25 protein-coding genes are annotated in these 22,642 nt (G+C 51.1%); 1 reads left to right on the plus strand and 24 read right to left on the minus strand.

What is annotated here, in order from left to right; all coding sequences use genetic code 11:
• Window position 1: 1 nt before the first annotated feature.
• The 3 genes from CWM58_RS22115 to CWM58_RS22130 all read right to left on the minus strand — a co-directional run bounded on the left by CWM58_RS22115 (window position 2) and on the right by CWM58_RS22130 (window position 2,000).
• Window positions 2-421, minus strand: a complete 420-nt coding sequence (locus CWM58_RS22115) for a translesion error-prone DNA polymerase V autoproteolytic subunit (protein ID WP_002901812.1) — start codon at window positions 419-421, stop codon at window positions 2-4.
• A gap of 548 nt (window positions 422-969) precedes the next feature.
• Window positions 970-1,392, minus strand: a complete 423-nt coding sequence (locus CWM58_RS22125) for a hypothetical protein (RefSeq protein ID WP_004892499.1) — start codon at window positions 1,390-1,392, stop codon at window positions 970-972.
• Between the two features lie 50 nt (window positions 1,393-1,442).
• The gene (locus CWM58_RS22130; RefSeq protein ID WP_264755273.1) at window positions 1,443-2,000 is read right to left on the minus strand and encodes a recombinase family protein; all 558 of its coding nucleotides are present in this window, start codon (window positions 1,998-2,000) and stop codon (window positions 1,443-1,445) included.
• 246 nt (window positions 2,001-2,246) lie between these two features.
• On the opposite strand from CWM58_RS22130, the gene CWM58_RS22135 reads away from it, so the two are divergent.
• On the plus strand, window positions 2,247-2,744 hold the full coding sequence (locus CWM58_RS22135; RefSeq protein ID WP_133122434.1) for a hypothetical protein: 498 nt from the start codon (window positions 2,247-2,249) through the stop codon (window positions 2,742-2,744).
• A gap of 214 nt (window positions 2,745-2,958) precedes the next feature.
• Here the strand turns inward: CWM58_RS22135 and CWM58_RS22140 are convergent, their stop codons facing one another.
• The 21 genes from CWM58_RS22140 to CWM58_RS22240 form a co-directional block, all read right to left on the minus strand.
• Window positions 2,959-3,162 carry a hypothetical protein gene (locus tag CWM58_RS22140; protein WP_100681795.1) on the minus strand — a complete coding sequence of 68 codons (204 nt, stop codon included), beginning with the start codon at window positions 3,160-3,162 and terminating at the stop codon, window positions 2,959-2,961.
• A gap of 10 nt (window positions 3,163-3,172) precedes the next feature.
• Entirely contained in the window at window positions 3,173-5,593 is a 2,421-nt protein-coding gene (locus CWM58_RS29070) for a hypothetical protein (protein WP_180977785.1), read from the minus strand.
• Window positions 5,594-5,655: 62 nt separating this feature from the next.
• Complete coding sequence (locus tag CWM58_RS22150) at window positions 5,656-8,736, minus strand: host specificity factor TipJ family phage tail protein (protein ID WP_100681796.1); 3,081 nt, start codon at window positions 8,734-8,736, stop codon at window positions 5,656-5,658.
• On the minus strand, window positions 8,733-9,113 hold the full coding sequence (locus tag CWM58_RS22155) for a nitrite transporter (RefSeq protein WP_071010321.1): 381 nt from the start codon (window positions 9,111-9,113) through the stop codon (window positions 8,733-8,735). Before CWM58_RS22155 ends, CWM58_RS22150 begins: the two co-directional genes overlap by 4 nt.
• Before the next feature lie 9 nt (window positions 9,114-9,122).
• Window positions 9,123-9,608 carry a DUF1833 family protein gene (locus CWM58_RS22160; protein WP_071010322.1) on the minus strand — a complete coding sequence of 162 codons (486 nt, stop codon included), beginning with the start codon at window positions 9,606-9,608 and terminating at the stop codon, window positions 9,123-9,125.
• Window positions 9,595-10,068: a hypothetical protein gene (locus CWM58_RS22165; protein ID WP_100681797.1), complete on the minus strand. Its 474-nt coding sequence runs from the start codon at window positions 10,066-10,068 to the stop codon at window positions 9,595-9,597. The genes CWM58_RS22160 and CWM58_RS22165 overlap by 14 nt, the downstream gene beginning before the upstream one ends.
• A gap of 20 nt (window positions 10,069-10,088) precedes the next feature.
• A complete protein-coding gene (locus CWM58_RS22170) occupies window positions 10,089-13,478 on the minus strand; it encodes a phage tail tape measure protein (protein WP_100681798.1) in 3,390 nt (1,129 codons plus the stop codon).
• Between the two features lie 60 nt (window positions 13,479-13,538).
• Window positions 13,539-13,772, minus strand: coding sequence for a YebO family protein (locus CWM58_RS22175; RefSeq protein WP_100681799.1), 234 nt, complete (start codon window positions 13,770-13,772; stop codon window positions 13,539-13,541).
• A 73-nt stretch (window positions 13,773-13,845) separates the two neighbouring features.
• Window positions 13,846-14,151 carry a DUF4035 domain-containing protein gene (locus CWM58_RS22180; protein WP_040213871.1) on the minus strand — a complete coding sequence of 102 codons (306 nt, stop codon included), beginning with the start codon at window positions 14,149-14,151 and terminating at the stop codon, window positions 13,846-13,848.
• 2 nt (window positions 14,152-14,153) lie between these two features.
• Entirely contained in the window at window positions 14,154-14,558 is a 405-nt protein-coding gene (locus CWM58_RS22185) for a phage tail assembly chaperone (protein WP_100681800.1), read from the minus strand.
• Between the two features lie 30 nt (window positions 14,559-14,588).
• Window positions 14,589-15,293 (minus strand): immunoglobulin domain-containing protein, encoded by a 705-nt coding sequence (locus CWM58_RS22190; RefSeq protein ID WP_100681801.1) that lies wholly within the window; start codon window positions 15,291-15,293, stop codon window positions 14,589-14,591.
• A 56-nt stretch (window positions 15,294-15,349) separates the two neighbouring features.
• Complete coding sequence (locus CWM58_RS22195) at window positions 15,350-15,697, minus strand: DUF3168 domain-containing protein (protein ID WP_042947699.1); 348 nt, start codon at window positions 15,695-15,697, stop codon at window positions 15,350-15,352.
• Entirely contained in the window at window positions 15,694-16,143 is a 450-nt protein-coding gene (locus CWM58_RS22200; RefSeq protein WP_100681802.1) for an HK97-gp10 family putative phage morphogenesis protein, read from the minus strand. The genes CWM58_RS22195 and CWM58_RS22200 overlap by 4 nt, the downstream gene beginning before the upstream one ends.
• Entirely contained in the window at window positions 16,140-16,478 is a 339-nt protein-coding gene (locus CWM58_RS22205; protein WP_100681815.1) for a phage head closure protein, read from the minus strand. Before CWM58_RS22205 ends, CWM58_RS22200 begins: the two co-directional genes overlap by 4 nt.
• Window positions 16,479-16,489: 11 nt before the next feature.
• Window positions 16,490-16,822: a head-tail connector protein gene (locus tag CWM58_RS22210; protein WP_100681816.1), complete on the minus strand. Its 333-nt coding sequence runs from the start codon at window positions 16,820-16,822 to the stop codon at window positions 16,490-16,492.
• Window positions 16,823-16,827: 5 nt separating this feature from the next.
• Complete coding sequence (locus tag CWM58_RS22215) at window positions 16,828-17,082, minus strand: hypothetical protein (protein WP_064279096.1); 255 nt, start codon at window positions 17,080-17,082, stop codon at window positions 16,828-16,830.
• 45 nt (window positions 17,083-17,127) lie between these two features.
• Window positions 17,128-18,348, minus strand: coding sequence for a phage major capsid protein (locus CWM58_RS22220; RefSeq protein ID WP_100681803.1), 1,221 nt, complete (start codon window positions 18,346-18,348; stop codon window positions 17,128-17,130).
• A gap of 9 nt (window positions 18,349-18,357) precedes the next feature.
• Complete coding sequence (locus tag CWM58_RS22225) at window positions 18,358-19,065, minus strand: HK97 family phage prohead protease (protein WP_014838140.1); 708 nt, start codon at window positions 19,063-19,065, stop codon at window positions 18,358-18,360.
• The gene (locus tag CWM58_RS22230; protein ID WP_032423087.1) at window positions 19,041-20,360 is read right to left on the minus strand and encodes a phage portal protein; all 1,320 of its coding nucleotides are present in this window, start codon (window positions 20,358-20,360) and stop codon (window positions 19,041-19,043) included. Before CWM58_RS22230 ends, CWM58_RS22225 begins: the two co-directional genes overlap by 25 nt.
• A gap of 6 nt (window positions 20,361-20,366) precedes the next feature.
• A complete protein-coding gene (locus tag CWM58_RS22235; RefSeq protein ID WP_100681804.1) occupies window positions 20,367-22,103 on the minus strand; it encodes a terminase large subunit in 1,737 nt (578 codons plus the stop codon).
• Window positions 22,057-22,521: a phage terminase small subunit P27 family gene (locus CWM58_RS22240; RefSeq protein WP_025713390.1), complete on the minus strand. Its 465-nt coding sequence runs from the start codon at window positions 22,519-22,521 to the stop codon at window positions 22,057-22,059. The genes CWM58_RS22235 and CWM58_RS22240 overlap by 47 nt, the downstream gene beginning before the upstream one ends.
• Between the last annotated feature and the right edge of the window lie 121 nt (window positions 22,522-22,642).

Here is a 22,642-nt window from a genome sequence, read left to right on the forward strand (position 1 = left end):
TTCAGCCAGCCGATTTGATGATGTAAGTTACGACCCCGAACACATCGAGAGTATCCTCGCTACCGACGACTATCGGCGAATATGCAGGGTTCATTGGGTTAAGCTGAACCCGCGGATGCAGCTGCAGCTTCTTAACGGTGAATTCCCCATCCACTGCAGCGATAACGATATCGCCATGAACTGCTGTTCTTGAGCTATCCACGACCAGAAGATCACCCTCCCCTATGCCAGCGTCTTTCATACTGTCGCCCGCGGCTTTGACAAAATACGTCGCACTGGGGTGGTTAACGAGCAACTCGTTCAGATCGATACGTTGCTCAACGTAATCCTGTGCAGGGCTTGGAAAACCACATTGCACAAGGTCACTGTACAACGGGATCAGCATGATCTCACGTAACTCAACGGGCGTGTAAAACTGCATAATTGACTCGCTCAGATTAATACTGTTTTTATATACAGTAGTTTTAACAGAGCGACAGATCAATATAGGTTCTGACTATCAATTTATGTCATTGCCGTAACACATTGATGTAACGAGTAAGGTAAGTCTTAAAGTGTTTTCAGGCCTTAGCTGTTTGATGGTTTTGCGAACAATGCGAGGTTAAAATTTTTCAGCTATGGCAATGCCTTCATAGCAAATTGCTCACCTGCGATCTCTTGCATACGGTTCGCAGGTGAGCAAACTTAACCGGCTGGAAAATATTTATAAATCGTCTTCACCCCCTCCTATCACATCGGCCGCCGATCCAATGTTTTAACTGCTCAGACCAGAAATATCTGGAAGCTTTAGGCATCTTCTTGGAAGATAGATGAGCGCAAAGACGCACACAGCAATGATGTTATGTAGTATTTCCCCTTGAGTGTGCCTGCTCAAGGGGATTTTTTATCGCCGTATTGTACTGGCAAATATTTGTAAATCGTCTTCACTCCCACGCCTGTCACATCGGCCACACGCTACTGGACAGGCGCTTAGTCCGGTATGTTTCTCGCGCTACTACTGCTTACGTTAACATCTGGTAATGATCTAGCGGCGCGACGTAAAGCGGCGTTGAAAGCAATTATAGTGACCGGCCGGCGTTGGTACTTCACACGGTTAGAATGGCTCTGAAATAAAAAAACATCTTCTGGATAGCGTTCTCTTCTACGAGCAATGATTCCCTCTACTGGAGGGGTTGATTCAACACGTAGCTCCTTCAGGTGACCCTGTTTTCGTATCAGTATCAAGCCATCATCAATATCATCATATCGAATACTCAGCAGCCTTCCAGCGCTTAAACCTGTGTGAAAAATTAACGCCCACAAGTCTGCCCATGTATCTGAGATGGAAACAAGATTGCTGTTAATAGTTAAAAATTGTTCAAAACTTATTGTTTTCTTACCGTTCACGAACAAACCAAACTGTTTTCAAAACTGAAAGTACTTATTATCTCAAATGTTACATATCACGGGAAGGGCAGGAATCCTTGATCGCGGACGGCAGCAGGAAAGTATTTGTAGATCGTCTTCACCCCCACCCCTATCACATCTGCGATCTGTTGCCGGGTAGCGCCGTTCTCCAGCATTCTGCGGCACCGCTCCACCACTTCTTCAGTCATTACCCGGCGGCGACCGCCAACTCTCCCCTGTTCCCTCGCAACTGCTAACCCGGCTCGGGTACGCTCGACGATCAGCTCGCGCTCCATCTCAGCCAGCGCGCTCATGACGTGGAAGAAAAATCGGCCTGCTGGCGTACTGGTATCAATGCTGTCGGTCAGACTACGAAAGTGAATACCTCTATCCTGCAGCTCTGAGACCAGAGTTATGAGGTCACGAACACTACGCCCAAGGCGATCCAGCTTCCAGACCACAAGAGAATCACCTGGCTTTAAACGACGAATAGCACGCCTCAGCCCTGGGCGTCTGGCATTTTTCCCGCTCGCTGTGTCTTCGAAAATCTGCTCACATTCCTGTTCGGGAATGGTACGGGACTGATTTTCAAAGGTAAAAACGCCACCATTCACGGCGGAACAACCTATGACTGCGGACCGGTATTAGTCGATGCTGAAAAAGATGTCTCGGTATACCTGGTAAAATGGCGCGCCATTAAAAAAACGGCCGTCGGGGATGGAACCGACGATGCGATTATTCTGAGAGGGGCCAACTGCAAAGTTGTTTCGTGCGACTTTACCGGTCAGCCAGTTGACAGCGCCAGTCTGGCTATTCCGAATGGAGCTTTCATCAACACCACTGCGACAGCCGACTCTGTGGTGGTCGATAATACCGTCGGGGGATACAGGCAATATGGTATTCGTGCGGCGCTAAACCAGAAGGTTCGCGACAATAAAATCAATACCGATAATAACCACATAACCAGCCTGACAAACCAGACACGTACCAACAGCACCCTGGTGAATAAAAACACCACCGGGTTTGGTCTCGGTTCAGCTGACGGCGAGGCGACCGGCCTGACCATAGCGGCTGGCGCAACACTGTCGTACGAAAAGGTTATGGGCGCATCGTTGTTCTGGCTGAGATTCATCGTAAATGGTACGGCTGCAGCCGGCTTGATCTTTGCTGACTCATCACTGCCCGGAATAGGTGTCGTGGATAACAGAAATCCTGCGCTCCTTTCTTTTGCAGCAGGAGTTGCAGGAGATGGACTTATACACGTTACCAAGCCGTTGTCAGGAGGGGCGATAACCATCACGAATTACACGGCGTATCCGGTAACATTTATCCCGATGATTATCAGCGGTCATGGATAATAAGGATTAAATGATGAAAATTTACTTTGACTATAAAGGTTCTCGTTTTATGAAGATGGTATTGCTATCTGCTTTCACAATTTACGTAGAACGTAACTTTCACGGTTATGCTGCTTTAATGATGCTATTCGCAGCGTCAATTCTCCTTAGCTTTACCATCAGAATTGACAGGTAACAGGGAATCCCGCCAGTTATGAGCTGGCGGGATGCACATTTAATCAACGAAAGTCAAAACCGTTCTGAAAGTATCAACGCCTGCTTTAAATAGTTCAGCCTGCCCGGTTAAAACAACGTCCAGAATATCCTCGCAGTCAAACTCTGCAAATAACTGAACATCCCGTTCCTTACTGGTTATTTCCAGTAAAACAGCCTCACCCTCGGCGATTTTGGACGTCGACGGATAAATGAAGTAGTGCATGTATCACCTCTTACGGTAAGTACCAGTACGGACGGGTAACGTAAATTCGCCCGGTAAAACCTGTGAATTTTAAACCCGCCTGAATGAAGTCATTCCCCTGCCAGTAATTGCTGGCCGCCTGAGGAAGCATGGCCTGATAATCGGCACTGGTAATCGGCATCCCCTGCCGTTGAGTTGTCATGTTTATTTTGGCACTTTCAGAAAAGGTTCGACGTATAGGGGTGCTGGTTGCTGTAAACACCTTCGTATCCGCGTCCTGAGTTACCCTTACGCTGTTGCGCAGATAACACGCCATCACCGAAGAAACCATAACATCCCCCACGGCATCAGCAATGCGGATAGATGCAGTACCCCAAATCAACTCAAGACTGGTACCTGCTTTCGCTTCATTCGTACAGAACAGCTGTACCACCTCCGATGGGTCTGTAAGTTCTATGATAAATGGCATATAGCCGTCAGGGTCAGCATCTGCCATCGTTCCATAGCGGCATTTCGCATTGCCGGTTTTTAGAGCAGCCCATGCGTAATCGGTAGAGAGCAGGTCGTTACCAACATCGCCCGTACTTAACTCAGTAAACCCAAGAACGCGGTTTATCCTGTTTGAGCAGGCATCGCTGTAGCTGTTGGGAAATGGCGTCCTTAGATCGATTCCCCGTGGAGTTTTTAGATATACGCCAGTGTTACCCGGCGGCCCCGCCAGAGTGGGGTAAGGCGTGTTGGGTTTGATCCCCGCCCGGCCAGACGTATGCGATTCGTCGGTGACTTTCAGAGACTGACCGTAAATCGAACTCGGACACTCGTATTCCTGATAGATGCCATAGTACTCAGCGCTCAGGCCAGCAAGCGTTCTCCTTACGTCCCTCTTCACAGCTTTGCCAATGAGAACAGTTGATTGCGAATAGCTTTGCGGGGCATCTTTGAAGACAGTCCGCCCCTGAATGCCTTCTATGTGCCCTGAAACATACTTAAATTCAACCGGGGAAAGCGGTCCGATATGCAGCATATGCCGACCAACAAAATCTGTTTTAACTCCCTCCAGGGTGAACTCCCCTCCACCCTTAATCCAGAAGGCATCATTCGCAATGTTGCCGAAGGTGCAGTTTTCATAGCGCATATCTTCGCCGAAATTGTAGAATGCTTCTGGCACCTCCATGCCGTTCCAGCAGCGTGAGAAATAACAATCCCTGAAGCCGCACATGAAGGTGTAATAAGTTCCCCAGCGATGGTTGGTATGAAAACCTGTGATTTTCATATCGCAAATCATTAGGTTCCGCACATCAAGCTCACACGGAACATCATTACCAAAGATGACCCCCACAGTTTCAATCGTCGGATTACCGCCGGAATCCAGTGCGTAACCAGGTCCACGCAGTGTCATCCTCTGCCCGTCCATCGCAAAAAATGGCTTATTACCAACCGCCTGATTCCAGTATTTGCTTGTAGCACCCCTCCAGCTTGTTTCTACCTGATACATAGCCTTTGTCAGTTGAGGAAAATCCTGATTCGAAATCCTGAAGCTATAATCATCAAGAAAATCGCCAGCCTCAAAATATGGGCCGCCGATGGTTCCGCAACTGATAAAAGGGGGCAGGTCTACTTTCTCTGTTATTTTAAATTCACAGATAAAGTTAGTCGGCACTATTTTAATGATGCTGGCTACGTTGTTAACCCTTCCATTGGCAACGACCTTATTAATGATTGCGTCCCTGGCCTTTTTTAATACAGGACTAAAGTTTGAACCATCAACGAGAAGACCAGCCAGTCTCAGATCGTACCCCTGACTGATATCAGCTTTCCATCGGGCGCCACCTGGCGTTACAAAAATTGAAATGCCATCGTCCGGTGACGTTGAGTCTGTCGGATCATGCGTAAGAATGGCATTGACGGTGGCCGCCCCTGCGACCGCCCGCTCCAGAATGATGGACTGCCCGTTATAGGAAGGTTCGATGGCTCTGAGGGTGGAAATGTTGGGGCATTTTCCAACCAAACTGAACCCTTCGCTTGAACCCAGGTTTGAGCGAAGAGCCGCGTCACCGATGTTCGACCATTTCCCCGTGGGGTTAGCAGCCGACCACACACCGCCATCGTTCTCAGGAGAATCTCCGGCAATGACGTGCTCAAGCTCACCAAGGTATTTGTACCAGGAGCCATTGTAGTAGACGATTTGCTGGCGATTATCTACAGCCAGACCAACAGCCCAGTTGCCAAGCTCCTGCCAGCCGATAGCTGCAACTGCCTGCTCGCCGCGACCAGTGATGTAGTCTATAAAGCGGCTGAAGATCATCTCCATGCCGTGCCAGGTTTTGCGCAGTACGCCAAAGCGATCAGGTAATGATTCCGATTCCCGGCCATTGACTAACTTATCGAGGTTAGTTGCATTCTTAAGCAATACCTCTGGTGATGACGAGCCAAGTTTTTCGATGTTGGCCATACATTGTGCTCCAAAAATGAAAAAACCCGCCGAAGCGGGTGAATTGATTTTTTTTGAAATTGCTAAGCTACGTCGCCAGGGTATGTAGTGTCGTCGTATGCGTAAAAAATTTCTTTATATTCCGGGGCTGTGACCTGGCAAGTGCAGTCATCAGACGGGACAATTTCCTGAACGATACCGTGCCGCGCCCCCTTCTCGCTGTCACAAAACAACAAGCGCGGTAATTCAACATCCGGATCATCCATTGTCCAGTCTTCCGGGTGAAGATCTTCGTTATACGGTACTGTGAGGGTATAGTCGTCGATCCTCGACGGTGTGAGTAACCGCGAGGCACCGGAATCCTGAAACTGTATCCAGCACCGCGGATTCGTATAGCTCCAGTCCAGAGGCTCGGTAACATGCAGCGTGATTTCCTGCGAGTCATACATCATCGCGTCAATTAAACAGCTGCGAGTTTTCCCGGTCGGGATATCGTCAGAAAGTATGATGTGATCACCAAACTGATAACACCAGCCAAGAAGCTCAGTTTTACATTCAAAGGTCCTGCGCTGATGCAAATACTTCATGAGCCTGCGCATCCCTATCCGGTAAGCACGATCTGCAGTCATTACAATACCCAGTGAGTACGACTCTACTTTGCGTGGTACAGGATTATCAGTCGTTCGGCACTGGACGATTTCTTCCGCCCAGGTAACCGGATTAATATATGTGACGTCAACACCATTATAATCATCATCAGAAGGGGCCCTGAATGATGTCTGCATTTCCTCTACCGTATCCTGTGGAGTGATGATCCCGGTCCAGGTTTTGATACCTTCGCGCCCGGCAGATAAGAGCCCATCTGATAGCAAAAAATAGCTCATGCCTGCTTCGGTGATTTTGTCGAAAATATCTTTCGCAGAAGAACTGTCGCTGCTTGCCTCATAGTCAAAATATTCTCCCCTTGGTGTCCACCAGGCAGTTTCAAGAGCATTTATTGCAGAAGTGTCAATCTGATTAGCATTAAATCCAAGGCTATTTGCCACATGACGGAATGCACCGCTTATGGTTCTGTTACCTCCACCGTCATATTCACGGGTAGCGACCACGCTGACGCGCCTGTCAGACTGTGCCGCCAGCTTCCCCCCGGTTTCAACGGTAATTGCCCAGGTTGTTATGCCTGAGTAGGATACCGGTCTAGCAAGAAGCCTCCCTCTCAAAGCCTGCCAGTACATATTGTCGCGCGCGTTATTACTGCCCTGCTCATTGCGCCGACGGCAGCGAACCTCTACCAGTCCCGGTGAACTGAGAGTAATCCGCTCAGTGAAACCTAACCCGTTGATATTTCTCAGCGCGTACTCGCCCTGGTGACTCACCCACCCCGAGCCGGAACCGTAGACGCGATACTGAATTTCCCACTCAACATGGCGTATTCGCTTTTTCCCTTTGCTGTCAAAGCCACAGATACCGTTCGGGAAAGAGAAATTCACTTCAAACGCATCCACCACTTCATTTTCAGGGCAGGCCAGGAACGGCCCGAGCCAGCTCAGCGTGTCATTGAGGCCGGTGGCCTCATAGTCGATCATCGTCCTTGCGATGAATCCCGGCCATGACTCATCAACGGCACCGGAAACCAGGCGCGCCACTGTCGCCGTTGTGCCGTCGGACGAGACGATCTGGTATTCGTTGCCGCGGTGAGCAAGTGAAAGCCGTTGCACCCCTTCAGGCATGCCGGAGAAAGCCGTTCCCGTAGTGCTGTTATACGCAAGCGTCACGTTTGCTGTTACCGCCGGGCTGCCGCCGGTTGATGCCGTGCCGGAGGTGTAAACCGGGGCATCACCGAACACGGCTGCTGGCAGCGAGGAGGATGTGATTTCCCCACCCACGTAAGGACTGGCCGCCTCGGCTATCAGTATGGTACCGCCGTTGTCTCGCGCGACCAGACCGGAGCCAGTGAGCCCCTCGGTGATGGCTGCCAGCAATCCCGACATCGAGATGTAGTTCGCTACCAGCGACACCGTATAGGTGGTGCCCTGCCATGTGATCATGAACGTACTGGAGCTGATCGAAAAATCGTAGGTGACGGGAGCCGCACTGGCCTGAATTTTTGCCGCGCTGCCACCCTCGCCAGGCACCGCGTCCTGACCCGGGGTATAGGATGCAATGACGAGGTCATAATCGACACTGTTGAAACTCAGCGTCACCGGAATACCCGCTACCGGAGCAAGTTCTGTAAGCAACGAGCTGGCAAAGACACTGTAACCAGAAGAGGTGGAGATCAGATAATTTGTCGGTGCCTTAATTTCGACAATGGCCCCCGTAACCCAGCTGTCCGGGAGAGAATTATCATCCTCGTCGTCATTGTCACCATCATCCGTATCAAGACCTGTAAAGGTTACGGATGCACCAGAAACCGTCATGCTGTCAGCGATAATATCGTCGGAATCAGGTGAGGTCTGAGCCATGTCCAGCCCTGTTCCGCTTGATGTTCCACCGACTTCTGTCGAGTTGAACCAGTTCTCGCTTCGCGGATCAGAAGATACGTCCTCTCCTGGCTGGTACACCTTATCGCTGAAACCATCACCGAGCGAGGCTGCGGGAGTTTCTCCTATCCGTTTATCTCCTCCCGTAAACGAAAACCTCCCCTGCCCGACACAGAGAAACATTTCTACCGTCATTCGCGTTGGATCATTCTGGTCAAAACGTGTAACTGGCTGCACCAGGTAATCAGGATAGATGCGGCATCGACCAAACACCTCACGTATCGGGTCTCCAAGTTTCGCGGTGTTAGCTTTTGCCGGGTTTAGCTCCAGCGAACGACCGCTACCCGATGAATAACCACCGAGATCGACTTTCGGCCCGAAGAACAACGAGTAGGCTGCGCTGGCAGCTGAAATCGCAACAGATACCCAGACGGCAATTTCCAGCCCCGTTCCATAAGGAACAGGGTAAATTCTGATATCACTGTCTGGGCTCAACTGGCAAAGCGGCCACTCACCGGAAGGTAGTGGGCGACCATTTAATTCAACGGCAACTGGGTGCGATCTGTCCTGGCTGTACCCAGGAACATTTCTGACCATCCATTGATGCAGCGTAATATTTCCGTGTTCATGAGTTTCAAGCGGTTCTCCGGGGAGTCGGGATGGGTAAATTCTTATCGTCATTGCCAGAACTCCACACGGTTAAACCGACGGACAAATCGCGGAAGAGGTAGAAAGGTGACGTTGGTTCCCGGATTACATTCGGCAACCTGCAACTGGCCATCCAGCAAAACTACGATACCAACATGCGTCACGGTTGATCCGGAGTAACAAGCTACCCCGGCCCCGACGCAAGGCTCGCAGCGTGTGAGGAATTTCATAAACTTCCTGGCCTCACGATCGAGCCCTCCCTCATCTTTCGTCACGCCGGAAAAATCCGGCCATAACGGGAGAAAGAGATCACCTCTGATTTCATTGATAATACCGAAACAGTCGAGCTCCGGATAAATTCGCCCGCCCTTCAGCCATTTGACCGAAAGGTATTTATCAGAATTGAACATATGAATACCTCAGGAGGACATATAACGAAGACCGGGATGTTCAGCCAGGTTATAACGATTACGCGGCCAGGCCGTTTTAAGGATGTTCATATATCCGGCAGTAACCTGTACCGCTGTTGCCGTCCACGATCCGGATTTCACATCAAGGGTGTAAGGCGATGCCGCCGGTGCAGATAAATCAGAGGAGATGTACCGTCGAAAAGTCAGAGTTGCCGATTTCATTTCGTCCAGAATTCTGTCAATCGCATCGGATACGACACCGTCGATATTACTGATGGAAAATTTGAGATCTTGCGTTCCGTCGGCATTCCTGGCAGGCAATGCTATATCGATAGCACACCCTTCAAACGTTGCCTGCTGACCGTCTTCTAACGAGACAGTAATATTGTCCCACCCACGGGTAAGCCAGTAGTTCTGATCACCTGCCGTGATCTGCAGCGTGTCGTGAATGACTTCAGAGCCGCTGCTTGCATAAAGTTGCTCAAGAATTGTCATGCTCAGGCCACTCTTTATTTAGCGCAATATCCAGTAACGACTGCCCAGCAAGCCATTCCGGGTAATTCCCCCATCCTGCAGGCGGTAACGGACGCTCCCATAACTCCAGCGTTGCGCTGTACTGCCAGTATTTTGGCGCAACCAGAGTCGGCCCTTCGTAAATATCCACGAACCTGGCTTTATAAGGCTTTACCCCGATTGGGGTCTGGAGTTTCAGATAGAACCAGGACTGGCCATCTTTCAGCACATCCCTGAAAAAAGCCTCAAATACCTGCGCCAGCCCATCAGTTTTAAAAATCCATTTAACCGATGCCTGGGTAGGTGTTGAGGTGTATCGCCGCCTTTGCCTTGCTCGACCGGACGTCATCTCCGTTCGCAGTAAAGGTGATATGGGCTTAAACCCGTACCCGTCCATAAGCGGCATGGGCAGGTATTCATCCGGGTAGAAAATATCTGCCATGAATATTCCCTCCGGGCAGGTTATCGTGGTTTTTTGGGCTGAAGGTTGGAGTAAAGTGCTCTACCGAAGGCATTTTGAGGATTGTTTACGTCGCTCGTCAGTTCAGATTTTATCTGTTTAGCCAGGCGGCGGCCGTGGACATCCAATGTCTGCATCATCACATCATCCGGTTTACCAGTGAGGTGGTAATTGACGTTGATGTCACCAGTTGAAAGAAGTTGTCTTTCCTGCTGCTGCCTCGCAGCGTTCTGTACCGCCGGCGATTCCCGCCCTACAGCTTTAACCCCCAGCGAACCATCAGCGCCACGGGTCAGCGGCATAATTGCTTCCGGACCGGCCTCGCCGAACACACCCGCCCCTTTCGCAAAGGCAAAATACTGCGGAGTGCTGTAAACGCCGCCGCTGTATGCAGAAAGTGACGGAGAATCGTAGACGCCACCGAGGGCATTAAAGGCAAAAGACGATCCGAAGCTTTGCAGCGCAGTTCCACTACTTGCAGCTCCACTTGCTCCACCAAAAAGACTACCGAACAACCCACCCGCTCCGCCGCCGAATGACGCCATAATCGCTTTGGTGATTAATGCCTGTGTTGCCATCTGGATCAGCGTCTTAATCACCGTTTCGCCCAGGGAGGAGAAAATATTCGACATCCCATCTTTAAAAGAAGCAGCGCCTGTCAGGACGTTTGTCAGGTTGTTGGAGATAGAGTTAGTGGTGGCATCCAGAATTTCGCTGGTTGCAGTGGCAGCCATTGAACTCAGATCAGAAGCCTGATCGGCATAGTTCATCAGGGAATCGCTGATCCCTGCCAGCCAGTCTGACTGCTGTTCATCGGTTTTTTTGTAATACTCCTCCTGAATATCCAGGCGTTCGGCAAGCGCTGTTTTAAGCGCTTCTGTTTGCTTTTTATACAGGTCTTCGGAAATCTGCCCACGACTGAAATCACGCTGTAAGTCACGCTGCTGCCTGAGAAAATCAGCGCGAATATCCGCCATTTCCTTCATTCGGTCACGGGCTTTATCCCCCTGTCCTGCGCCGAGGAAATCGATATTACCCCTTTCCCGGGCGGCAGCATTACTGTCGGCCAGACCTTCGCGGAATGTTTTTAACTGTTCAGCGATATTTTTCTGATCAATAAGCGCCGCATTGTGCAGCAACGTTTCCTTTTTGGATTTTTCAAGCGAAGATAATTCCCCCTGAGTAACCTGATATTTCATCTTTGCCAGTTCAGTGTTTTGGCTGGAAAGAGCAATTTGCTCCCGTTGCTGTTTAATCAGCCGGGTATAGGTATCTTCGGTTTTCTCCGCCTCGGTTTTCCCATGCCTTCCTTTTGGCTTGGGTTTATTTTCCTGGTTGTTTCTCCATTCATTCAGGCCGTTATTAATCAACTCCTGCCGTCCGGTCTGAAACTGTGGCTCGTTAGTTAACCCCAGGTCATCCGCAGCATAACCCAGTCGTGCGCGCTCTTTGTCCTCACCTTTGAGTTTTGAAAGCGCCAGATCACGACGGCTTTTTTCAAGTGCAGCCGTTTGCTGGGTTGTCAGGTCTACCTGTGGTAAGCGTACTGGTGCGTTTACCAGCCCCTGCCGGGCCATGAGGAGATTATTTCCGAGACCCAGAAGACGGTTAAATTCCGTATGCTCACCGTTCATCATTATTAACGATTGATAAGCTGAATTCTGTTCTGCAGCCTGCTGCCGGATTAATGCTATTCGCCTGTTCTCTATCCCCTCCAGTACCGACTGGATCGACTCAGACTTAGCCTGCATCTGAGCTAACCTCTCCTGTTCAACGGCCAGAGCGGAAGTCGCATCTTCCAGACCACGGGTGACCGCTTCGACCGAGGTCAGGTGGTTTATCATGAAACCGCCACTGGTTGTTGGTCCGGGGTTAGACAGGACATACTGATAGCCCGCGATCTCTTCCTTCAGGCTTTTTACTTTTGATGCCTGTGCATCAACAAGACGGTTTTGCTCCTCCAGCGCCTGACGGGTTTTGGTCTCATTATCAGAAACTTCGGGCAGGGACATTGATTTTGTCTTTTCACGGACTGCATCAATGGTATTTGCATATTCCTGAGCGGATAATCTGGCCTGCTCCTGATTCTGGTACATCGTGTACCAGGCACCGGCACCAAGCAAAACCAGCCCTGGAATACCACCAACGAGGCCTAATGCCCCACCCATGAGCCGGGAACTTACAGCAGTAACCGAGTTCAGTGCAGTCTGAGCGGATACTCTGGCCTGAATATTACGGTTAAGTGACTCCTGCGCCAGTGAGAGCCGTTTTTCTGCGGCGGCCTGCGCATCTGTACCCCGCGCCGCTGCCAGAGCCTGCTGGGCACGATAAACTGCAGCACGCGCGCGAGCTGTCGAAACCTGCGTCCCTCTGACCTGGGCTTCAGCTAAAGCTACTTCACTTTTTGCGGCATTAATAATCCCAGCCGTCGCAGAGCTGGCACCAAGAGCCAGATTACCCAAATAGCGGGCTGCGCCAACGGCAACAAGCGCTCCGGCAGCAGTGGCGACTTGATCAATATTGTTGGCTACGCCATCAAGTAATCCGGTCAGGGTATTTGTGGCGCCACTCGCTTCATTAGCTCCACCGACCCATTGCATAAAAGCGTTTTCAACTTTAGTTGCCGACGATGAAACGGTCTGCGGCAACTCACCATATTCATTCCGGAGCTTACCAAGCTGGCTGATGAGGGCTGGCACTACTTTATCAATGGTTAACTGCCCCTGATCCGCCATAGATTTTAGGTCTTTTCGCGCAACTCCCATACCTGCAGCAAGCGCCCGTATAACCCTGTCGCCGCTCTCGTTGACGGCGTTGAATTCTTCGCCCCTCAGCACGCCCTGCGCCAGAGCCTGGCTAAATTGAGTGATGACCGAACTGGACTCCTGAGCATTCGCGCCAGAAAGTTTTAAACCAGTAGAAATAGCCTCAGTAATATCCAGCACCTGGCTGGAGCTGTAACCATATTCCCGCATTGAGGCTGCTGAACGGGAAAATAAATTAGCGTTGTCAGAAAAAGACGTGCCCGTTTTCTGACTGATATCCATCAGCTGTTTTTGAGAGCTGGTAAAATCATCAGTTGATTGAGATGCCTGTTTTAGGCGGGCGTTTACTGAATTCCATTCATCAGCCAGAGATATTAAATGCCCCGTAGCAAAAGCACCAGCAAATGCCCCGGTTAATCCCAGTGCGGTAGCCTTTGCTGACTCCATCTGGTCAGTTAGCTCAGCAACAGAACGGCGAGTTTCCCGAACTGAAGCCGTAGCCTGCCTGCCGCCATTCTGCATTGTCTTATAATAATCAGCCCCCATACGTGACGCGCGGGCTATCTCGGTCTGGAATGACTGAGAGTTAGCAGAAACTTTAATGATAAGTTCACGCAGGGTTGCCATTTCATTTCCTCAGAAACAAAAAAACCCACATTGTGGGGCTTTTTTATGATTTCAATATTATTAAATTAAACCAGCTTTTTTCCTTGCTTCTTCCAGATAATCTTTTTCTGGTTCCTCTTTTCTATGAGCAAGTGTAATCAGAAGATCAATTTGAGCACTTTGCTTTTCAGAGATTTCTTTAAGCATAGCGAGCTGATCATTAGCTCTTACGCTTCCTCTGTTCAGGAAATACCAGATAACAAGATCAATAAGGCGAGCAAAAACAAATAATAATATCCAGCCAGTAGTAGTCATTTAAAGCACTCCGTGTGTCAAAAAAAACAACATAACACCTGTTATGAGTGGCATCCACGCGAATTATTACTGTCTATGCTGACGCAGCCAACAGAGCAGCCTCCAGCCCTGCAAAGGGATCGCCGCCGTCGCTTGCCTCGCCCTCTTCTGCGCTCCACTGAATCTGAGCATCTTCAATCGTGACTTTGCCGCCCTGCGCCCCGTACATCGCTGAAACCAGCTGCGCATTAAGGATATCGCCGCGAATATCGCCGATTGGGCTGATACGGTCGTATTCAGCCCACATCCTGAATTCGCCAACCGTCATGGTTTGTCGCAGTTCGCCCAGCGTGCGGCCCATCCGGAGCGCCAGCGCCATCAGGAACTGCATGCCAGGCATTTTTACTTTGCTTTAGCATCATCCGCGTCACGAATGAGATCAAGTGCCTGCTTCAACAGCCGGGAATGCACAGGGCCATAGATCGCTTCAACCTGTTCGGTGTCATCGACAGTAAAGACGGGCTGCAGGTCGGTATCCAGCAAAATATCGATGAAAAGCGTGACGTCGGCCCGCATCGTGCGGAAGGCCCGTTCTGAAGGGGTCAGCTCTGGTGCCTCCTGGGGCTCCTGCCCTTCCGGTGGCTTGGGTGGTTCCGGGCTGGCAATGCCCTGCCAGCGGATCCAGGCTTCCGCTGATGGCTCACGAATGATGACTTTGGCGTTATCCCACTCCGGAACGGTGACTTCTTTTTTACGAAATCCCGCCATCGGGGCCAGCGCCAGCGCTTTAAGATTTGGTTTTGACATTAAGTTTATCGCCGGTTACCCGGCGCTCCATTAACTGATGGTGACAGTGTGGTCAGCAGAGGTGATAACGGTGCCATCGGCATCGGTAACCACGCATGAATAAACCCCGGCATCACCGGATACAGCGCTGGCTTTTGTAAACGTTGCGCTGGTCTGGCCGCTGACCGTCGAGGTGCCCTTTTTCCAGACGTAGGCATAAGGTGCTGTACCGCCCTGCACGACCACGCCCATAGTCAGGGCGCTTCCTGCCGCGACGGTTTGGGACGCCGGAAGGTCTGTAGCAAAAGACAGGGCACCCGGGGCATCAATATTGCCTGGCTTGCCTTTCAGGCGCAGGGAGAACGTTGCAGCAACAACACCGTTGGTTTGAGAATCCCAGGTGTGCTGACGAACCTCAGCGCGCCACATGAACCCATTACCAGACGGGAAAATGACCTTAAATCCATAAATGCCGTCGTTATCGTACGCTTTACGAAGCGCATCCTGCGCCAGGTTGCGGTAGAAGTTACCTGAGAGGGACACCTCTGATGGTGCCGGGAGCCCGTTGATATTTTCCGTTTCATCAGAGCAAAGCGTAGTGACGTCAATATCGTTTTTTTGACCAGCGGTAAAGCTGGCCTGTTTGATGGTGCAACTCAGGCTTAACCAGGTTGCGGTATCCAGCTCTGCCGCGGTGACCGGCACAGAGGTAATCATTACTACCGTTTTTTGGGCACGTTCAAATAGTGCTGACATCGCAGCCTCCATAAATGAAAAAACCGCCAGCGGCGGTCGGGTTGGATTGGTTTTTGTCAGGCAATAACCGTTATTTCGAGGGTTGCCCGATGAAGATGGGTTGTCGTGTCGTAGCCAGGAATTTTTGTCACCTCGACAGGTGAAAGCACCTGCAGGCGAGCCAGGGCATCCAGGCGTAACGCTCTGGCTTCGTCATTCGTTTCAGCCCATACATCAACCTGGATGCGCAGCGTCGACTCTGCCTGGCCGCAGAAAACATCCCCGGCAACATCAGTCGGTATCGAGAAAATGATGTAAGGCGCGGGAACATCGGGAAGGCCGTCGCTGCCCAGCGATACCACATACGGATAAACCCGCCCGTCTGCCAGCGGCGACAGCAGGTCATAGAGATCATCTTCTGTCATTTAGCCAGCACCTCATCAATAGCCTGATTCATCCGCTGCATCGCCACCTGCGCAGCCTCTTCCATGCGGGTATCAAAGGCAGGACGAACAAACGGATGTGCTGGCGCCGTAGATGTTCCCAGCTCCACGAAGCGCCAGTAGAAAGCATTCCGAGTGTTGCTTGCCTTCATGGTGTTGTCGCTGTTCCCCGTTCGCGCGTTAACGCCACGAATATGCACCCCGGATGCGATTTCCCCACGGCGGCGGCTTTTCTGGGTGACGACAACGACGTTTTTCTTCAGCTTACCGGTCTGTTCGGGAGCACGATCAATCACTTCCTGCCGGAGAACTTCAGCCCCGGCGCGGGTCGAATCCCGGAGGACTTTATTGTTTTCGGCTTTGCTGAGGGTTTGCAGGTCTCGGGCGATATCCTGCAAACCGGAAAAATCCAGATTCACATCAATCATTTTTCGGTCCCCTGTTTGCAGAGAATTTCCAGCCGGGTACCTTTGCTATCTGGCACCGGAGGCCCGGTGACATTCAATGTCACCCCCTTGTAGGGGCCGTTCAGGACAAGAAGCCGCGATGATGCCGAAATATCTTTGCGGCATCGGACCCAGACACGAACGGTAGCATCCGCCCTTTCTGCTCCTGCAGTCAGGTTCTCTCGTCCACTGATTCCCTTAACCTCTGCCCAGATAGTGGCACCGTCAGACCACTCTTCTGTTGGCTGGCCGGACGGTGTGCGCGTAGTGATAAAATTACGGATAGTGATCCGATGCCGCATCGGTCCAATTTTCATCATTCCCCCGACTAAACACCCATATCTATGCGATAGGGATTCAGCAACCAGCGTGCGGGTCCTGGAATATCAGGACTCAGATCATCCCCGCGGTTTTCATACAACCAGCCCACGATAAGAAGAACCGCGCTCTGAATGGAGGGCGTGATGATAAGAGGACGATCGCCAGCGCTTTCATTCTCAACAGCACTTTCCAGAGCAGCCTGGTCAGCGAAAAAGCGTCGGTTGAGAAACTGCATGGCAGCATCCTCCGCAGCGGCAAGATACCCCTCCACCATCGTTTTATCGATTTCATCATCCAGCCTGAGATGTTCCATGGCTGTTTCAGTGTTGATTACCGTCATAACCATTACCCTTTGGTTTCGGGAGCGCGGTTCATTTTGTTATCAGGGACTTCACCAACTATGGTCACCAGCCCGTTACCTTTGAGCTCAGCAGCACGTAAGCGAGAAACGTTAAAAGGATCATCGGCTGGCGTCCTGAAAATGTCGCCATCCATAAAACGCCGGACAGGCTGAACCTGAATAGTCCCGGACTCAGTGGGTTCTGGCGCCGCATTTATGCCGTCGGATACAGACGGTTCAGCCACATTTTTTCTGGCCATCACTATCTCCTCAGAAAGAGAGGGCCGCTAAGCGGCCCTGAATTGTCAGCCGCCAGAAGCGGTTACATTACCGGTGACAAATGCTTCCGGACGATAAACTGCTAATGCCATACGCTCTTCCGCACGAATGGTGACCATATTTTTAATAAAGTCATCTTCGTTCTCAGTGGAGAGCAGCACTTCGATATCCATGCGATCGAAGATTTGCGCAGCCATGTTGAAGGCTCCAGTCAGGAAGTTGTTCTGCGCCATAGCCTGAGTTTCCACAACAGGAAGACCCCAGATACGTGGAACACCACCATTGACCGGCTGCGCGATGATATAGCGACCTTCGTTATCTTTGGTCAGCTCGATGCCTGCCCAGTCAATCGGGTTCAGGACAAAACCAGACGCCGGATATTCCGCAAGAACGGCCTGCAGAACAGCCAGGCGAAGACGGTCGATCGGCGTGGCATTGGACAGGGTTAGGGCTGGAGCGAATTCTGTTGCCTGCGGCAGAATACCGAGGATATTCGCGCCGGTGCCATCGCCGCTCAGCAACTGCTGCTCCTCTTTAAAGCGAAGACCATACTGAGCACGGCCATCGATATAACTGGCCAGACCGGGCGCATCGTCCAGGATCTGACGGGACGCTTTAAAATAATGCGCAATGGTACGTACCGGCGCACTTTTCAGCTCAAACTTAATGTCTGATTTGGGCTTCAGAGCACCTTCCGCCACAGCTGCAGCATTATTGGTAAACCCCGTTTCCTGAACGAATTCAATACCGTTAGATGCGGTATTGCCGGGGATCAGCAGGTTACGGATGGTCAGAGTGCGTTCCGGCGGGGCGATAATGCCCTGAACACGATCGGATACAACCAGACTGTTTGTTGCGCTCACGCCAGTGCCCGTAGTCGCCGGCACGTTCATAATATCTTTCTGTTCCAGCTTGACGCGGATGCTCTTACGGGCCGAACTGTCCATGCCTTTGAACTCTTCACTTTCGACCACCAGCTCACCGAGCGATTTTCGCTGTGCAGGTGCATCGTTCGGGCGGCGTGCACCTTTTTGCTCCAGCTCAGTGAGGCGTTCTTTCAGCTCGTTCATCTGATTAAGGCTTTCGTCCGTTCTTTGTTTCAGTTCCAGCGAAACGGTTTCTCCTGCCTCCATTTTTCTCTTCACGTCTTCGCCGAAGTTTTTGACCTGATCAATCACCATGGTGAGCTGGGAGGAGATTTCGCCAATACTTTGTGGCTGATCGTCAGCCGATTTTTTCTGGTACATATAAATCCCTTAGAGAATTTTTGGGAGAGAAAACTGGCTCAGTTGCTGGCGCATCGCCGCAATAGCCGCTTTGGTTTCGCCGTCTTCGCCCCCGGACTCACTCCGGTCAAGCAGATAGGACAGTCCGCGGGAGGCGACCGCGGCGGACTGACTTTTCGAGAAACCTGCCTCTCGCAGGAACTTCTCAAATTCAGGTAAGGAAGGAAGATCACCGTGTGACAGCTTCGACTTAATGACGTCAATACGCGCATCATCATTGGCCGGCACGGTAACAATGGAGATTTCAACCAGGTCGAGCTTCGTTAAGGTGCGGATCCGGGTTTTCTCATCGTAATTTGACTCACGGACGTAATAGCCAATGGAAAGGCCGGTAATGGCACGGGTTTTCATGCCCCGCCAGGCGGTTTTCGCGTAGGCCGCGTCTTCAAGCCACAGAGCCCCTTCACCAAAAAGCCCATGTTTATCTTCTTTCAGGGTCGAGATGTCCCAGTTCCCGATGGGTTCGCCGGTGCGATGCTGCCAGAGAACCGGGAACGTTCTCCCCTTCGCCCGTGTTTCCTCGATGCTTTCGAGGAAAGCACCCGGCGCCACGACTTCGTTGTAGCTATCCACCACATCGAAGACAGAACCGTATCCAGAAAAAAGGCCGTCATCGTTGACGGCCTTAATGTCGAAGTCGAATGCCTTTACTTTCATGGCTGCGTTTTTCCGGTACATTCCGGCGTCTCCTCTGATTTAATGCCAAGCCATTCCCGCAATGCGTTTTTGGCCGATTCACTGTCGCCGGACTTGCCAAGCTGATCTATCGGCAGCAGGTTGGATTGAACGGTTAGTTGGTCAGCGCCAGGTTTTGGCTGAAGGTTTTCTTTTTGCCGTGCTTCATTGCGGGTCATCAGACCGTTCTGGGTCATCGTTGAGTAAAAAGCTGCACGGGCGGCGCTGTCAGCACGTAAGAGACCTTCGATGGAAAACTCTGCGAAGTACTTATTTCTTTCTCCCGGAGCCAGGAGACTTTTACGAATCGCCTGCTCAATACGGGTCAGCCATGGACGAAGTGAAAACGTTAAAAAGCCAATCAGCATCTGTTCGACGCCACTTCCCCACATCGTCTGCCCCTGGGCGGTATGTCCAATCAACCCCGGCCATACTCTGAACCACCGACAAATCTCTTCGATATTGAAGGCTCTGGACTGCAGCATCTGGGCGTCTTCCGGGTTGAGGTCAACAGGCTGAAACTTCATTCCCGCTTCAAGAACCATCATTTTCCCGGTATTCATGGATCCAGAAAATTGTTCAACCATGCTTTCACGTACTTCATTGCGCTGCTCTTTTTTCAGGATCTGATCCATTGAGAGAACGCCGCTGGGCCGCATACCGTTTTTAAAAACTTTGGCGCTGGCTTCATCTGTTGCCATTGCCAGACCAAGTGTCTGTCGGGCATAACTGACAGGTGACAGGCCCATGACACCATTGGTGCTGAACGCACGAATGTGCATGATGTCCCGTTCATCAATGTTTCGGGATGTACCTGAAGGCCAGTCACGGTAGGTATAAATTGGATCTCCGCTCTTGCTTAAATCAACCTTCATCCTTTCTGGCCTGAGAGGCACCAGCGAGGTAATACGCTTTCCGGTTCGATCGATTTCTGCATAAGCATTCCCCCACAAAAGCAGGCTGGCCATGATCATTTCCCAGAACTCCACTGCAGTCATATCAGCATTGGGTTGATTATGGAGGAGCTCATAAAGCGGGTGATCATTTGCATTCTGGCGACCGTCAGCCGTTTTTTCGTAAAAACCAACAGGCAACGTCGCGATGGTTTCGGATAACAGCCTTACACATGACCACACTGCCGATAACTGCAGGGCTTTATCAACCGTAACGGATTTCCCTGCTGCGGACTGCCCACCAGCATAAGCAGCCCAGAATTCACCGTCGGTAAGGGAGATGGGTACGCCGAGCCACCGGCGAACGGCGCTTTTTATCCGGCCTGGCTTCTTCTCTTTATTCATGGTGACTCACACAATGATGGGATTACTGAAAAAGTCGTCGATATCGCCAGAATCATCCTCATAGCCTTCGGAGGCACCGATTGCCATAGCGCCCGCTACAATGCCGTCGATACGCCCGGTACTTTTTTTCTTGGCAAAAATTCGGTTTTCTTTCTGATCAGCCTCCGTCACTGCTGAAGCCGCATTCCAGCGAAGACAAGGGTTCGTTCTGATGATAATGACGCTGTCATCAAGCAACTCTTCAAACAATTCGATGGAGTGAGGCATCCACAGCCCGGAATCTTTCGCTTTGTAATACCCTTGCCCATGAGGGATTAAGGGAACAGAAACAGATGCTTCCTCAAGCTCCGGCTCAAGATATTTAATGCGATACTGGTCGAAGGCGATGGCCTTGATATCGAACTTCTCCGTCAGATCGGCAATACGCTGGGCAACAAAGCCGTATTTCACCGCTTTGCCTGGCGTAGTGTGGATGTGACCATCGCGCTCCCAGGCGTCATAAGGCACCCGGTCCGTTTTAGCCCGTTCGAGCAAGGTATCTTTGGGTGTCCAGAACTCCACCAGCAACTTGCGTTGTTTTGGAAAAAACAGCGCCAGGGCAGTCAAATCACGGGATCCGGACAAGTCCAGGCCACCGTAGCATTCCTCACCCTCCAGCTCATCTGGATCAAAGTTTTCCTCACATCCCATCCAGACATCACTGCTCATCCACGGGTTAGCCGCGTCAACCCACTGACAGAAGTTGAGACGCCTGACAATACTCTCTTTCGAAGGCATCCCCCGGGCCTGAGTCACCTGCTCACGAAGATAGCTTTCTTCAAAGGTGTGACCCAACGAGGGGTTAGCCTTTTTCCAGCAGGACTCATCCTTGAAAGGATCGTCACCTTCATCCAGTGAACAAATAAAGGCGAAAAAACTATCATCTTCTATCGAACCAGCAGATACCTTCCTACCGTATTCGTGATAGTCATAGCAGACGCTGGTTTTATCGTGTCCACTGTTGGTGATCATAAAAATGAGTGCCTGCCGGCGACCTTTAGTGCCGGCGCGCATCATTTCAACAACCTGATTGCTTTTATGCTCGTGAACTTCATCAATAAGAGCACAATGTGGTCGTGGACCCGACTGTCCGTCATCTGAACTAATTGGGCGAAAGAATGAACCAGCCTGAAGAAAAGCCAGGTTCCACTCTTTTCCGGCGCCGCCAGATTTCTGTATGCGTGCGGAAAGAGCCGGAGACTGATCGACCATCGCCACCGCATCACGAAAGAGGACCATTGCCTGGTCTTTTTTCGTGGCAGCAGCATAAACTTCAGCACGAGGTTCTTTATCTGCAGTGAGACAGTAAAGACCTATCCCGGCAGAAAGGGGGGATTTTCCAGATCCTTTTCCTGATTCCACGTAAACCATTCGGAACCGGCGATAACCTCTGGCATTTTTCCAGCCAAAAATCGAACCGACGATGAAACACTGCCATGGAAGCAGAACAAAAGGCGCACCTTCAAAATCGCCCCCGTTAAGCTTGAGGACTTTCGCAAAATAATCAATGGAGCGCTGTGCTGCCTCAACATCCCAATGGAGCCCTCGTGCATGGCAAGATTCAAGATCCCTGAGGTGTCTCTGGCAGGCATTTCGAATGTCAGGACCGGCCAGTTCTTTTCCAGAGGTTACATCCTTTGCATACTGCGTTGCCGGATCAACCGAAGAACTTGTCGAGCGTGTCTTCTTCGGGGGTTTCGCCATTCACTTTCACCTTCGTCCTTGCCGCTGGTGTCAGACCGAATTCAACCAGGTAACTTTTAAAACGACGGTCAGCATCAGCCAGCATTGAAACTGCCGGGTTGGCCTTTATCAGAAAACCACCCTCGGTCTGGACGGTATAAGTTCTGCCCTCTACAGCGATGGTGTCGCGCAGTTGCAGGATATCGGCATAAATATCGCAAAGCCTTTCAAGAGCCAAAGTATCTGCAACGGTGAGAACACCCATACCATCGAGAAGCACAGTCAGCCGACCCCATGCCACCTTACCCCAGTCGGTAAGATGAGCTGGGGGGCTTGGAATTTCTTTAGCTGGCGTGGGTTCTTTATCGTTGAGTTTTCGTTTGCCCGGGTTGCCGGTAACCACTTTGAGGTGGGTCGGTTTCGGGCGTCGTCCTGCCATCGGAACCTCCCGGAAAAAAACTTTTCATTTCGCGGTTGTGCACAAAAAGGACTGGCGGCGGTCATTTGGGTTCGAGGTTCTGAACTTTTGACCCGCCCCTCCCACTCAGATGAGAATCGAT

The sequence above is a fragment of the Klebsiella sp. H-Nf2 genome (assembly GCF_002806645.1).
Classification (GTDB): Bacteria; Pseudomonadota; Gammaproteobacteria; order Enterobacterales; family Enterobacteriaceae; genus Klebsiella; species Klebsiella variicola.